The sequence below is a fragment of the Niallia sp. XMNu-256 genome (genome assembly GCF_036670015.1).
Lineage (GTDB): Bacteria > Bacillota > Bacilli > Bacillales > Cytobacillaceae > Bacillus_BD.
Genome location: NZ_CP137636.1, coordinates 2258269 through 2272260 on the forward strand (window position 1 = coordinate 2258269; position 13992 = coordinate 2272260).

A 13992-nucleotide genomic window follows, 5' to 3' on the forward strand; every position below is an offset into this window, starting at 1 on the left:
TTTGTATATTAGTACATTTTCATATAATGTGATCTTTCCCATTCTGTAACTTGTGTTCGGAACATATCCCATTCGATTTCTTTTGCTTCAACAAAATGCTCATAAATATGGGGCCCTAGTGCAGATACAACTACTTCATTCGCGTGTAACTCTTCAAGAGCTCTAGCTAATGATGGTGGTAAATCGATAATTCCTTCTGCTAACCTTTCCTCACGATCCATCGCATAAATATTACGATCTACTGGAGCAGGAGGAGTTAATTTATTTTCAATTCCATCAAGTCCTGCTTTAAGTAAGACAGCTAAAGCTAAATATGGGTTTGCAGAGGGATCGACACTTCGTACTTCAACCCGTGTACTTAAACCACGAGATGCAGGAATCCGTACTAACGGTGAACGATTACTAGTAGACCATGCCACATAACATGGTGCTTCATAACCTGGTACTAAACGTTTGTAGGAATTGACAGTTGGATTTGTAATGGCAGTAAAAGCAGGTGCATGCTTGACAACTCCAGCAATAAATTGACGGGCAGTTTCGCTTAATTGTATGTCAGCATTTGGATCATAAAATACATTTTCACCATTTCTAAATAATGAAAGATTACAGTGCATTCCAGATCCGGCTACCCCAAATATTGGTTTTGGCATAAAAGTCGCATGTAATCCATGTTTCCGTGCAATTGTTTTAACGATTAATTTAAAGGTTTGAATATCATCACAGGCTCTAAGGGCATCTGCATATTTAAAGTCAATTTCATGTTGCCCAGGCGCAGTTTCATGGTGAGATGCTTCAATGTCAAATCCCATTTCTTCAAGCTCAAGTACGATGTCACGACGGCAATTCTCTCCTAGATCAGTAGGAGCTAAATCAAAATATCCACCGTGGTCGTTTAATTCAAGGGTTGGTTCCCCTTTCTCGTCTAACTTGAATAAGAAAAATTCTGGTTCTGGTCCGAGATTAAAATTAGTATATCCTAACTCTTCCATTTCTTTTAAAATACGTTTTAAGTTGTTACGTGGATCTCCTGCAAAAGGAGTTCCATCTGAGTTATGAATATCACAAATTAAGCGAGCAACCTTTCCTTTTTCCGCTGTCCATGGAAACACGACAAAGGTATCTAAATCAGGAAATAAATACATATCTGACTCTTCTATGCGAACAAATCCTTCTATCGAAGACCCATCAAACATCATTTTATTATCGAGAGCTTTCTCTAATTGACTTACTGGGATTTCTACGTTTTTAATGATCCCTAAAATATCTGTAAATTGTAGACGAATAAATTTTACATTTTGTTCCTCACACAATTTATGGATATCTTCTTTTGTGTGCTTTGTCATGCTGGTTCCTCCTGACTCTACCGAATCGATTATAATGCCATTGATCTACCAACTTTAGTTACTTTATATATTTCTATTATCTTTTTTGATATTATCATTGTCACTAGTCAGTTTCAACTATAGATTATGAAAAAATTCTTCTAGTTTCCCCAAGATCCAGTCATTCTTCATTCAATCTAACAACTAGATCTCTTATATATTTCTATCAATAATGGTAGGCTCAATTAACGGTAGGTAAAATAAACATTCCTTCTATAGCGTAATTAGTTTTTTCTCTAACAATGAGTTTAGTGCAATACATATAGCTATCTTAACATGTGAATAAGTTAAACCACCTTGGACATACGCAACATACGGTGGTCTTGTTGGGCCATCTGCAGTTAATTCAATGCTTGCTCCTTGAATAAAGGTTCCCGCTGCCATAATCACATCGTCTTCATATCCAGGCATATAAGACGGATAAGCTGTTACATGTGAATTTACTGGTGAAGCAAACTGAATCGCTTGACAAAAGGCGACCATTTTATCACGGTCATCAAATTGAACAGACTGTATTAGGTCTGTACGTTTACTATTCCATTTCGGATTGGCGTTCATGCCTAGTCTCTCAAGCATCGCTGCTGTGAACACAGCACCTTTTAAAGCTTGACCAACAACATGAGGGGCAAGAAAAAATCCTTGATACATTTCCTGTAGACTATAAAGTGATGCTCCTGCCTCTGCCCCAATACCAGGAGAAGTTAACCGATATGAACAAGCTTCTACCCATTTTTCTTTTCCAACAATATAGCCGCCTGTTTTGACAATTCCTCCACCTGGATTTTTAATTAAAGAACCTGCCATTAGATCTGCGCCAACATGACAAGGCTCTTGTTCTTCAACAAATTCACCATAACAATTATCAACAAATACAACAACATTTGGATTGATTTCTTTTACGAACGAGATCATTTCTTTGATTTCATCAACAGTAAACGAAGGTCTAGTATCATAGCCTTTTGAACGTTGAATTCCAATCATTTTAGTGTTCGGTTTCATCGCTTTGCTGACGGCATCGTAATCAACAGCGCCAGATTGTAGCAAATCAACACTTTGATAAGAAATGTCGAATTCCTTTAAGGACCCTGTTCCATTGCCTCGTAATCCGACAATTTCCTCCAATGTATCATACGGTTTTCCTGTTATGTATAGCAGTTTATCACCTGGTCGTAACACGCCGAATAAAGCGATCGAGATTGCGTGTGTACCTGAAATGATTTGCGGTCTGACTAATCCAGCCTCCCCTCCGAAAACTTGAGCATAAATTTTTTCGAGAGTATCTCGTCCATAATCGTCATACCCATAGCCCGTTGATGGAATAAAATGAGAGTCACTGACATGATGGTCTTGAAAACTCTTTAATACTCGATATTGATTTAAATCCATTAATGCATCAATTTTTTCATGAATAGGCTTGATTTGCCCTTCTACTTCAGTGACTACTGATTGTAATATTTCCCCATAATTTAATGAATCAAACATATTTTTCCCCTTATCTCTTTATCTGATATTGTTGGACTTGCCCAAAAATTGGATGATCGACAAATGTGAATCCTTTACAGATATATTTTTGATTGTCTTCGTCAAATGATAAATCACGTAAAATGGTCTCATTTTTTAATTGAGCTAATAGTTTTCCTTCTGAAGAAGGGACAACGACATGATATGGAGTCATCATCTCGATCATTTTTGTTTCAATTGTTAATTTTAACCTTTCACAATCTTCATCATTTAATGCACTGATTTGTATGGGTTCATTTCTTGTCGATGGAACAAAATCTACGTGTTGGGCATCCCTTTTATTATACACCGTTAATTGTGGGATTTGCTCAGTTTCCAACTCGCTTAATAAATGATTAACCGTTTTTTCATGTTGAAAGTAATCCGGGTTGGCTGAATCAACGACATGTAATATCAAATCTGCTTCTTTTACCTCTTCGAGTGTAGAGCGGAATGCTGCAATCAAACTCGTTGGTAAATCTTGAATAAATCCTACTGTATCCGTCATCAAAATCGTAAAGCCATTCGGTAAAATACATTTTTTAGTCATTGGATCCAGAGTCGCAAATAATTGGTTTTCTTCATATGAAGAAGCTTCGGTTAGCCGATTAAATAAGGTTGATTTCCCTGCATTTGTATAACCTGCAATCGATACTTGAAAAGTTCGGTTTTTCTTTCTTCTTTCCCGATAACGTTCACGATGTTCAACGATTCCTGAGAGCTGGGTTTTGATATCATGAATCCGATTTCGAATATGTCTGCGGTCCGCTTCTAGTTTCGTTTCACCTGGTCCTCTTGTACCAATCCCGGCACCAAGTCTCGAAAGTTGTGTACCTTGGCCGCCAAGTCTAGGTAATAAATATTGTAATTGCGCTAATTCAACTTGTAATTTACCTTCCTTTGAACGAGCTCTTTGAGCAAAAATATCAAGGATTAATTGGGTCCTATCGATGATACGGGCTTCAACTTGAGCAGCAAGGTTTCTAACTTGACTAGGAGATAGTTCGTCATTAAAGATAACCAATTTTGCCTCTAATTCATTGACCAGTGCAACAAGCTCCTCTACTTTTCCTTTGCCAATGTAAGTGGCTTTATCAACACGTTCTCGTTTTTGGGTCAATGTTGTCAAGACTTCACCATTAGCTGTTTTTGTTAATGAAGCTAATTCTTCCATTGAATATTGAAAAGGAAGATCATCTTCTGTCGTTTGGCATCCGACTAGAATGACTTTTTCTCGTTCTTTGCTTTGTTCCAATGAATATCCCTCTTTCTATTGTTTTTTAATAAAGATATCTATTTAACTAATCTTCTACATGTTTAATTTATCCTGACAATCAAGAAATAAACAAGCATTAGAGGGTTCAGTGTTCTTTATTAAGAAGACTTTACTCTGTACAGCATCGGTCTTTCATTTTCCCAATGTACACGGACAGGTAGGTCAAAAAACTGGCTCAATGACTCACTTGATATAATATTTAACGTAGGGCCTGAGGAGAAGACCTGTCCCTCTTTTAATAATAATGTCTTTTTAAATACAGGCAGGATTTCTTCAACATGGTGAGTTACATAGATCATGGTTGGAGCATTCTGCTCATGTGAAATTTTTTCAATTGTTTCTAAAAACTGTTCACGAGCGATAAAGTCTAGGCCGCTCGTTGGTTCATCAAAGATAAGAATGCTAGGATTGGCCATGAGTGCGCGGGCGATTAAAATACGTTGCTTTTCACCTTGTGAAAGGCTCTCATACATACGATCCCCATACTCGATGCAACCGAATTCTTTTAAAAGTCTAATTGCTTTTGCCCTAATCTCATCTGTTGGCTTTTCATACAAACCTACTGATGCATAAGCACCACTGAGAACAATTTCAAAGGCACTATCATTGTGATGAAACTTTTCTTGAAGGGCGGATGAAACAAACCCTATTTTTAAGCGTAGTTCTTCTCCAAGATAATGTTTGCCGAATTTCTTGTCTAGTACTTTAACACTCCCGGATGTAGGAAAGTATTCTGCATGAATCATTTTTAAAATCGCTGTTTTTCCTGATCCATTTAGTCCGAATAATAGCCAATGTTCCCCTTTCTCAATATGCCAATTCACTTCTTGTAAAATCCATGTACCATCTTTTTTTAGCGATACATTATCTAATTGAAGTACCATACAAGCTCCCCTCCTTCGAATCACTTTTCGGCTTCTATTTCATTAATTAAATGGTCCAAGTTTTCCTCTGTAAACACTTTAATCCCATGTCTTCGTAATAAGGCTGCAGTTACCCCAAGTCCTTGTTTTTTATTTCCGTTAAAGTCTCCACTATAAATATTAGACCCACCGCAAGAAGGGCTTCGTTCCTTCAATATAACGGTTGTTGCGCCTGCATTGAGAGCGATGGTCAATGTTTCGCGAGCTCCTTTTAGAAAAGCCTCTGTCACATCTTTTCCATATTTGGTGATGACTTTTGCCTTTCCATTGATCACATCATCACCATCACCTCCAACAATTTCGGCAGGATCTCTTGGTATTGATAACCCACCAAGAACTTCAGGACAAACAGGTATTGCTTTTTTATCTTTCAGCCAATTGTTAATTGTCTCCGTGAAATTATTTGATCCGTTATACTTGACATCATAACCAATCAAACAGGCACTTACTAAAATCAACGAACCCCTTCCTTCCCTAACTTATTTTTCGCCCATGAATTCTTATAATCAGTTTGCCAAAGCCTTCAGCAAAAGGCAATACAGATAGAGAACAAATTACATTAAATAAAACACTAATATGGGCAAGCTGCACTTCCGTTTTATTCGCAAGAGATGGTCCAAGTTCGGCGAGCGCACCAATAAATGGATAAAATGCTAACACCCCGATTAGATTTAACCATATATGGGCGTAAGCTGTTAATCTCGCTTCTCTGCCTCCACCAATTGAGGCTAAAAAAGCATCTACACATGTACCAATATTAGAGCCCAGTAGAATTGCGATACCAGTAGCTAACTCCATCGACCCCGCTGATAAGAAGCCCATAATAATTGCAGTTGTCGCCGTACTTGATTGAATAATTGCAGTTATGACTATTCCGGCTATTACACTTAGTAGGAGGCTATCATTCATAGAGGAGATAAAGCGATCAATCACTCCAAATTCTCTAAGTGGCAAGGCTAAAAATTCAAAGCCATCCATAGCTATAAATACAAAGGAAATGCCCAGCAAAACTAAACCAATGCTTTGGAACTTCTTTTTTTTCAAAAATAGAAGAACAATAGATAGAATGATTAGAGGAATTAATAAGGATTGAATATTAAAAGTTATAAGCTCAGTGGTAATCGTTGTCCCGATATTTGTTCCTAAAATAATCCCGATTGATTGGGGAAATGTTAGTATCCTTGCAGAAATTAGTCCAATCGTAATGATCATTACTGCGGAGCTGCTTTGCAGCAAACATGTGATAAGGATTCCTACTAAAAAACCTTTCCAAGGAACGTCTGTAGTACGAGTTAACCAACTTTTTAATGTCTCCCCTGATAAATGAAAAAGTCCGTATCTTAACATAGACATTCCTAAGATAAACAAACCAACTAATAAAATAAAGATTAATAGGATCATCTCCCCACCTCCCTTATTATTTCTATGGGACAAGAAATGAGGTGATGTCTATATTCTTTATCCTTCTTGAGGAAAAAGTAATTAAATGTTATATAGTAAATTTAATGTTATAATTAGTTGTATTGTTTTGAACGTATAAATAGTTGTTTTAACTTGACTACCTAGGGTTAATTCGGGCATAAATGGAAATAATGGAAATAATGTAAATGCATAAATGTAATTATTTTTGTAATGGAGGTTCGTTTAATTGGAAATTGTACGTGATATGGAATTTGAAATTAAAAGTAGCTTTATTCCTAATATTAGTAATTCACAAACATTAAAAGTATTAGAAGTAACAGATGCAAGTGTTGTTGTTCTAATGGATCATTCCGGCAGCAGAGGAGTTTTTCCACTCGATCATTTCCAATATTGGATCCGAAAAAATTCATTAATCCCTATTGATGAACATCAAGAAAAGTCTTCATAAAAAAACAACAAGTTATAGCATTTAAACTATAACTTGTTGTTTTTAATTTGATTGATTTTTTTAATAACTTTCTTCTACCTGGCATTCTTTTTCAAACACGGCAAGTCCGGCTAAAGCACACTGAACGTCTTCGTCTGCTGTTCCCCCTGAAACACCAATTCCACCAACAATCACACCATCATAAATTAATGGAATCCCTCCGCCGAATACTACCAAACGATTCGTATGTACGATACCAGTGAGCAATGCAGGATCATCTTTAATCATCGGATACCACTCATGTGTTGGTTTTCCAAATGCTGCTGCAGTATAAGCTTTATTTTCTGCGATTTCTCCACTTAGTAACGCAGCTTCATCCATTCGAATAAAGGCTTTTAAGTTTGCCCCTTCATCGACAATCGCTGCATTAATTTTAATACGTAATTCTTCGGCTTTATTAGTAATTGCTTCTAACATTCGAAACGCCATTGATTGTGTTAAAGCATACTTTTGATATAACAATTGTTTCACCTCTTCTAAATATTATAGCTTTTTCTCTAATTTTCATAATCCTCTATTGTAAAAATATTAAGATTACTTTCCGCTGTCAGGCAACATGCAAAGGCAAATTCCTATTCTAATTTTCATCTGAAAGAATCTCAATTGGACGAATTTATATAATAATTATATGATAGGCTACTACTTTGACAATTCTATTGTTTCTCTGTACGCAACAAGTATCCATAATTTAAGTTTTTATAATAATATCTCTATTTATAAAAAAATAAATTATTTAATTTTATGCAATTATTATATACCATTTTTTCGAATAATGCACATAATTAAAACTATTATATAATAATTTTAATATTAATAAAAAAACCCAATTACATTGAATTGGATTTTTCTTGGAACTACAAGGCATTTGTTGTCATGTTTGCATCCTTTAATAATTGAATCCATACATTTTTATAATCTTCCCTCATCGGAGGACCAATTTTTGTATACCGTAATACAAATAAATGGTTTTCGTAAGAGAATACACGAGCAACTTCATGCATATCTGGTTGAACAGGATCATTCGTTACCGTATATTCATAAATAGCATCCGTTGAAGTACTTTCAATCACTTGGAAAGTATAATCACCCGAAACGAAGCTTGGTATATTTTGTTCAAAGTTACGTAAATAATTTTCGATCCCGACATTGCTATGACTGTTTTCAAAAAATTGAATGGTGTATAATTCCGTCCAATTATCGAGTGTTTCCCCCGCTAACATGAACTCAGCTATTGCAGTTCCTTCTCCCTCTTCATAATAATTTTCAACCCACTGACGTTCATCTAGATAGAAATTCAACATCTCTATAGTCGATCTATATTTGTAATCTGCTGAACCATATGCTTCAGTATTTTCATCAAGAGGGTAACCAGATTCATCTAGATAAGTTGTGGTATCAATGGTAGTGGATGTAATCTTCCATTTGCCATTATCCGGCTTTAATGTGTGTGTACCAGTCGTTTCGGTATTTTGTGTTGGCGGTCCTTCAAGTTGGATGGTCGTTTGTTTGAATGAAATAATCGCTTGTTGTTCTGTTTTCTCAATTACCTTCAGATCGGATACTTTAACTTGGAAGACGTAAGTTTCCATTAACGCCTTTACATCTGCTTCGGTGGAGTTATAAATCGGTGACTGCGAATGAATGGTTTCCATGTAGCCTGCTAAATCGTTATTATTGAAAGCATTCGTGTTTGCTTCAATTATGTTAAATAGTTCTTCATCTGCTGGAATTTTTGATTTTGATGGATCTTCTTTTGAAGTTTGGTTATTTTCATTTTGTTTTTCTCCCCCTGAAGAGGTGGATGGTGGTACGGCAACAGGTTTACCAAGGCAACCGGCTAACAATAACATCAAGGTTACAGTCATCAATACCATAGACCATGTTTTTCTTTTCCTCATTAGAAGCCCCCCTTGTTGAGCAAAACATGGATGATTATTGTGTTCTCTGCATTATATTTCGACAAAGCTCATCCTACACCTAAAAAATTATAAACACATGAAAAAAGAGTGCTAGGAACCTTCCAATTGGAAGTGCCTAGCACTCTTTCACTTTATTGATTTCGTAAATTGAGTAATTTGGTCTTTAATTCGTTTTCCATAGAGACCAGTTCTTGTTCTGCTTGTTGACGTTTAACACGGCCTTCTGCTTGGATTCTCAACGTTTCTTCTAAAGTAGTTACAAGGCTTTCTTGAGTTTTCTTTAATGTTTCAATATCAACAATTCCACGTTCATTTTCTTTAGCTGTTTCAATCGTATTTGTTTTAAGCATTTCTGCATTTTTTAACAATAAATCATTCGTTGTCTTGGATACTTGTTTTTGTGCGTTTACGGCATGTTGTTGACGAATTAACGTTAGAGCAATAGCAATTTGATTTTTCCATAATGGAATGGCCGTCATAATTGATGATTGGATTTTTTCAACAAGGGCCATGTTTGTATTTTGAATCAATCGAATTTGTGGTGCACTTTGCGTTGTGATTTGACGGCTTAATTTTAAGTCATGCATTCGCTTTTCCAGTCGATCAGCAAATTGCAACATATCATTAACTTCTTGGTAATCCATTTGATTTTGAGTTTTTTCAGCCTTCTGCTTAAGTTCAGGGATGACTTTCGTGTGTAGTTCTTCGAGTTTGACTTCCCCAGCTGCAATATAAATATTTAATGCTTGGAAATAATCTTTATTTTTATCATATAATTGTTCAAGCATCATGTTATCAGACATAAGTGCTTTTTTACATTGTTCCAACTTTACTGTGATCCGGTCAATTTGGGCACCTGTTTTTTGATACTTAGACATAATTTCATTCACAGACTTTGATAATTTTCCGAATAACCTAGAAATGACATTTCGTTTTTCGGGTTTTAATTCATCTGGGTTAACTTGCTCCAGTTTTCTCATCAGGTCCGTTAAGATTTCACCAATTTCACCTGTATCTTTATTTTGTACATGGTCAAGCATAGAATGAGAAAAGTTCAATAACTTTGACTGAGCTTGTGTTCCATACACGGTGATGGATTGGTGATTGCGTGGGTCAATTTGTTGTGCTAACCCGATGGCCTTTTGTTTATTTTCTTCTGTCAATGTGTCAATGACCTTTAATGGACGGCCCGAACCTTCTGTTAAGGATGTTTGGGATTTTGGTTGTAATGAAGTCGTTGAATCAAATGTATCTAAGTCTCCAAATGGATTGTCTAATAATTGATCGAGTTCAGAATTTGCCTTATGTTCAACCAAGGTTACTGCCTCCTATTATCATCTTTATTTTCGGGAAGTCTACCAATTGTTTTCTTTGCAACATCTAGTTCGAAATGTAAGTCATCAATATCATCTTCTAATACTTTAAATAAATCTTGTTCTATAGAATCGGTTAATTTATCAATCGTAAGCCTTGTTTCTTTTAAAGAAATTATCAGTTCTGATGTCTTAGCTGGTTGCGAGTGAAGCAATGCATATTTTTCCGTTAACTCTACAACAGAGTCCAAATTAGTAAAATAAAATCGCTCTGCTTTGAAAAAGCGTTTTGGTTCTTTTTTAGTGGTTGAGTAAATTTTATTAACTAAACGAACGAGCTCTAAGTTTTGCTTAATATCGGAAAGATTACGAATCCGTAGCATTGCTTTTTGTAAACGATTTATTTTCTCCTTTGCCTCTTTCAAATTTTGTTTGACATATTTGTATTCCCGTCGACTAATCCCGTTGTCTTTTAAGAATTGTCGATTAAAAAGTCCACCTATTAGAAGAAACACAATGCCTCCACCTATTAGACCTGTCAAAAATGATGGAAAAATGGCTATATCAAATGAAAAGAAGCTTATTAACCAGACAAGAACTGTTGTTGAAATACCAGCTGCTGTTCGCAGAATAAATTGAAAAAAATATTTCATGATCCACCTACTCCTATCGATTCATTCCCATGAAGGTTCATCTAATCACATACAGGTTTATAATGATAAAACTACCGCCTCATTCGCATCTATATATACGATGCAAATGACGAGAAAGTTTCAACTCTATTTTAAAGGAGTTGTTCTATTTTTACTACTTGTTTCAACTAAAATAAATGCAAAGTATGAATAGAAACTACGACTTGAGGATGAGAGTAAAGTTAAAAAATACGGCTAGGTTAGGATCATGTTTACACGAATCATTCATTGCACATGAATGATTGCTCTTTTTAGGCACTTTGTATGTTAGCGGAATTAGGAGCGGATTAGGGAAATTCTTGCTATCCCGTCATTACTGGTTTTAGTGAATTTGGAACGATCTATGCAAATGTTTCACATTCCAACATGAGCGGTGGTCTAAGTATTTCGAATGATTCGGCATCATCTTATTACAGTATCAATCAGTTATGAAAATCACTTTTCCCCTTCTAGTAATTCATAAATTTGCCCGATAATAATGTTCTCGATGATCGGATGAAAGCCTAAATATTGACATAAAACCCATGTTGTACGACGGTCATCTTTAACCTTTCCAATCGCTGCTTGAATCGTTTTCATTAATATGCCAGTGAAGAAAAGGTAAGGAATGACAAAAACATGTTTCAAATGATGATCTTGGACCAGTTCGAGTCCTTCCTGAAGTGTTGGTCTAGTCGCGGCTAAAAAACAAACCTCAACTTTATTAATTTTTGTTTTTTGTTTTAGTTTCTCTCCGATTAAGAATAAGTCTCTTTTGACATCAGGATCACTGCTCCCACGCCCCACTAAAAGGACGCTATCTCCTTGCTGCAATGCCGCTCCTGTCTCTGAGATCTTTTCTAGCAAGAGGTCAACCATTTGATCATTTACGCCAATTGGGTGGCCATATTTCACCTTAACATTGGGAAACCGCTTCTGTTGAAGAGCTAACTCTTCAGGGATGTCCTTTTTGGCGTGTGCAGCTGTTAACAGTAAGACAGGAATAACAACAATGTTCGTTGCGCCCTGATTTACGCAACGTTCAAAACCTTGGGCAATACTTGGCTGAGAAAGTTCTATAAAAGCAATTTCTTGAATGGAAACGTCTACTTTTTTAATAATTTTATTAACAAATGAAACCGCTTGGTCAGTCGCTTCTTTCACTCGACTGCCATGACATATGTAAAGAATTGCGTTCATAATTTCACCTCAATAAAAATATAAAGGAAAAAGAGAGTTAATACAAACCTCCCTTTTTCCTTTATAGGATTAGATTAAATTTTTTTCTTTTAAATAGTGTATGATTTGTTCGACACTTTCTTCAATTGAGTTCAAATGACTTTCAATGATAATTTCAGGTTTTTCTGGCTCTTCATACGGAGAACTAATGCCTGTAAATTCCTTTATTACCCCTTGTCGAGCTTTTTGATACAACCCTTTTGGATCACGCTCTTCACAAGTTTCAATTGGACACTTCACATAGACTTCAATAAATTCGTTATCTTCCAGCAAGTCACGTACGAGCTTCCGATCTTGTTGAAACGGGGAGATAAAGGCTGTTAATACAACTTGACCGCTATCGACAAAAAGTTTAGATACTTCTCCAATTCGTCTAATATTTTCTGTGCGATCTTCATCGGAAAAACCTAAATCTTTATTTAATCCATGTCGAATGTTATCCCCGTCTAATACATAGTTTCTTACACCAGCGTGATATAATCGTGCTGCGAGTGCATTTGCCAGTGTTGACTTTCCTGAACCGGATAGACCTGTAAACCATAGGACAAAGCTATTGTGACCATTTTGTTTGCGACGGTCTTCTTTTAAAATCGATTGGTCATGCCAAACAACATTTGTACTCTTTGCCAACTTGCATCCTCCTCTTTTTCATATAAAAATGAAATATGAAACCCTTGCTACTTTTTCTTATTTAGATTGTACTGCATGTCGCTGTAAGCCTTTGATTAATACCTCAATAACTTCTTTACGGCTGAACGTGCTTGGAGGGATTTCCCCATTACGCAGCATTTCCCTAACTTTTGTACCTGATAAAATGACATGGTCTTCTTTACTGTGTGGGCATGTTTTTGCAGAAGCCATATTTTCACATTTTGTGCAATAAAAACTGTGTTCAAAGAATAATAGAGTAATCCCTAATTCATCAGGCGTAAAATTACTAAAAATCTCTTGGGCGTCATATGTACCGTAATAGTTCCCTACTCCGGCATGATCGCGGCCAACAATAAAGTGTGTGCATCCATAATTTTTTCGAACCATCGCGTGGAAAATTGCTTCTCTCGGACCTGCATAACGCATGGCTGCTGGGAATACAGCTAAAAATACACGATCTAATGGATAATAGTTCTTTAATAAAATTTGGTAGCTTTCCATTCTTACGTCAGCTGGAATATCATCTGACTTTGTTTCTCCAACAAGTGGATTTAAGAAAAGTCCATCTACAATTTCTAGCGCTGTTTTTTGAATATATTCGTGGGCACGGTGTACCGGATTTCTTGTTTGGAATCCAACAACTGTATTCCAGCCCTTTTCTTCAAAGGATTTTCTTGTTTCACTTGGATCCAAATGGAATTCACCGAATTGCTCTCTTTCAATACGTTTTACAAGTGTGATTTTTCCACCCACATATACATTTCCACGCTCGAACATTTTCTTTACTCCCGGATGAGCGAGATCTGTTGTTCCATATACGTTTGCTGCTTCTCTTTCTTTATCTGGAACATAGATATCTGAAACAGTTATGACCCCATATGTTTTTCCTTCGTATTCAAGACGAACTTCTTCCCCTACTTCTATCGTTCCTGCTTGTTCATTTGTTACAGGCAATGTAATCGGAATACTCCATACATATCCAGATGCTAAGCGCATATTTTCAACGACGGATACATAATCTTTTTCTGTTAAAAATCCTTCAATTGGGCTATACGCTCCTGTACCAATTAGCTCTAAGTCACTTAAGCTAATATTATCTAATTCTATGGACTTTTCGATTTTTGAAAAATCATATTCTCCATTCCAACGATTAATTAATGTTCCTCCATGTGGTGTACTTAATGACATAATTCAATTCCTCCTATAGAT

General features: G+C 36.1%; 14 protein-coding genes. 1 reads left to right on the forward strand and 13 read right to left on the reverse strand.

What is annotated here, in order from left to right; translation table 11 throughout:
* Positions 1-8 precede the first annotated feature (8 nt).
* The 6 genes from glnA to R4Z10_RS11455 form a co-directional block, all read right to left on the reverse strand.
* Entirely contained in the window at positions 9-1343 is a 1335-nt protein-coding gene (gene glnA, locus R4Z10_RS11430; RefSeq protein ID WP_338469434.1) for a type I glutamate--ammonia ligase, read from the reverse strand.
* Between the two features lie 252 nt (positions 1344-1595).
* A complete protein-coding gene (locus R4Z10_RS11435; protein WP_338469435.1) occupies positions 1596-2864 on the reverse strand; it encodes a methionine gamma-lyase family protein in 1269 nt (422 codons plus the stop codon).
* A gap of 10 nt (positions 2865-2874) precedes the next feature.
* On the reverse strand, positions 2875-4137 hold the full coding sequence (hflX, locus tag R4Z10_RS11440) for a GTPase HflX (protein ID WP_338469436.1): 1263 nt from the start codon (positions 4135-4137) through the stop codon (positions 2875-2877).
* 119 nt (positions 4138-4256) lie between these two features.
* Entirely contained in the window at positions 4257-5042 is a 786-nt protein-coding gene (locus R4Z10_RS11445; RefSeq protein ID WP_338469437.1) for an ABC transporter ATP-binding protein, read from the reverse strand.
* Between the two features lie 20 nt (positions 5043-5062).
* Positions 5063-5539, reverse strand: coding sequence for a DUF523 domain-containing protein (locus R4Z10_RS11450; protein WP_338469438.1), 477 nt, complete (start codon positions 5537-5539; stop codon positions 5063-5065).
* 16 nt (positions 5540-5555) lie between these two features.
* Positions 5556-6482 carry a Na/Pi symporter gene (locus R4Z10_RS11455; RefSeq protein ID WP_338469439.1) on the reverse strand — a complete coding sequence of 309 codons (927 nt, stop codon included), beginning with the start codon at positions 6480-6482 and terminating at the stop codon, positions 5556-5558.
* 247 nt (positions 6483-6729) lie between these two features.
* On the opposite strand from R4Z10_RS11455, the gene R4Z10_RS11460 reads away from it, so the two are divergent.
* Entirely contained in the window at positions 6730-6951 is a 222-nt protein-coding gene (locus tag R4Z10_RS11460) for a hypothetical protein (RefSeq protein WP_338469440.1), read from the forward strand.
* Positions 6952-7011: 60 nt separating this feature from the next.
* Here the strand turns inward: R4Z10_RS11460 and R4Z10_RS11465 are convergent, their stop codons facing one another.
* The 7 genes from R4Z10_RS11465 to sat all read right to left on the reverse strand — a co-directional run bounded on the left by R4Z10_RS11465 (position 7012) and on the right by sat (position 13971).
* Positions 7012-7461 (reverse strand): heme-binding protein, encoded by a 450-nt coding sequence (locus tag R4Z10_RS11465; RefSeq protein WP_338469441.1) that lies wholly within the window; start codon positions 7459-7461, stop codon positions 7012-7014.
* Between the two features lie 383 nt (positions 7462-7844).
* Positions 7845-8888: a hypothetical protein gene (locus R4Z10_RS11470; protein ID WP_338469442.1), complete on the reverse strand. Its 1044-nt coding sequence runs from the start codon at positions 8886-8888 to the stop codon at positions 7845-7847.
* Positions 8889-9040: 152 nt separating this feature from the next.
* A complete protein-coding gene (locus R4Z10_RS11475) occupies positions 9041-10225 on the reverse strand; it encodes a toxic anion resistance protein (RefSeq protein ID WP_338469443.1) in 1185 nt (394 codons plus the stop codon).
* A 2-nt stretch (positions 10226-10227) separates the two neighbouring features.
* Complete coding sequence (locus R4Z10_RS11480) at positions 10228-10875, reverse strand: 5-bromo-4-chloroindolyl phosphate hydrolysis family protein (protein ID WP_338469444.1); 648 nt, start codon at positions 10873-10875, stop codon at positions 10228-10230.
* 474 nt (positions 10876-11349) lie between these two features.
* Complete coding sequence (locus R4Z10_RS11485; RefSeq protein WP_338469445.1) at positions 11350-12093, reverse strand: sirohydrochlorin chelatase; 744 nt, start codon at positions 12091-12093, stop codon at positions 11350-11352.
* Between the two features lie 69 nt (positions 12094-12162).
* Entirely contained in the window at positions 12163-12762 is a 600-nt protein-coding gene (gene cysC / locus R4Z10_RS11490) for an adenylyl-sulfate kinase (RefSeq protein ID WP_338469446.1), read from the reverse strand.
* 57 nt (positions 12763-12819) lie between these two features.
* Positions 12820-13971 carry a sulfate adenylyltransferase gene (gene sat, locus R4Z10_RS11495; protein WP_338469447.1) on the reverse strand — a complete coding sequence of 384 codons (1152 nt, stop codon included), beginning with the start codon at positions 13969-13971 and terminating at the stop codon, positions 12820-12822.
* Between the last annotated feature and the right edge of the window lie 21 nt (positions 13972-13992).

Bases quoted from the DNA above. Each gene is read 5' to 3' on its own strand.
- R4Z10_RS11480 (WP_338469444.1), bottom strand. From the start codon at position 10,875: ATGAAATATTTTTTTCAATTTATTCTGCGAACAGCAGCTGGTATTTCA.
- glnA (WP_338469434.1), bottom strand. From the start codon at position 1,343: ATGACAAAGCACACAAAAGAAGATATCCATAAATTGTGTGAGGAACAA.
- R4Z10_RS11485 (WP_338469445.1), bottom strand. From the start codon at position 12,093: ATGAACGCAATTCTTTACATATGTCATGGCAGTCGAGTGAAAGAAGCG.
- R4Z10_RS11470 (WP_338469442.1), bottom strand. From the start codon at position 8,888: ATGAGGAAAAGAAAAACATGGTCTATGGTATTGATGACTGTAACCTTG.
- R4Z10_RS11455 (WP_338469439.1), bottom strand. From the start codon at position 6,482: ATGATCCTATTAATCTTTATTTTATTAGTTGGTTTGTTTATCTTAGGA.
- sat (WP_338469447.1), bottom strand. From the start codon at position 13,971: ATGTCATTAAGTACACCACATGGAGGAACATTAATTAATCGTTGGAAT.
- R4Z10_RS11445 (WP_338469437.1), bottom strand. From the start codon at position 5,042: ATGGTACTTCAATTAGATAATGTATCGCTAAAAAAAGATGGTACATGG.
- R4Z10_RS11435 (WP_338469435.1), bottom strand. From the start codon at position 2,864: ATGTTTGATTCATTAAATTATGGGGAAATATTACAATCAGTAGTCACT.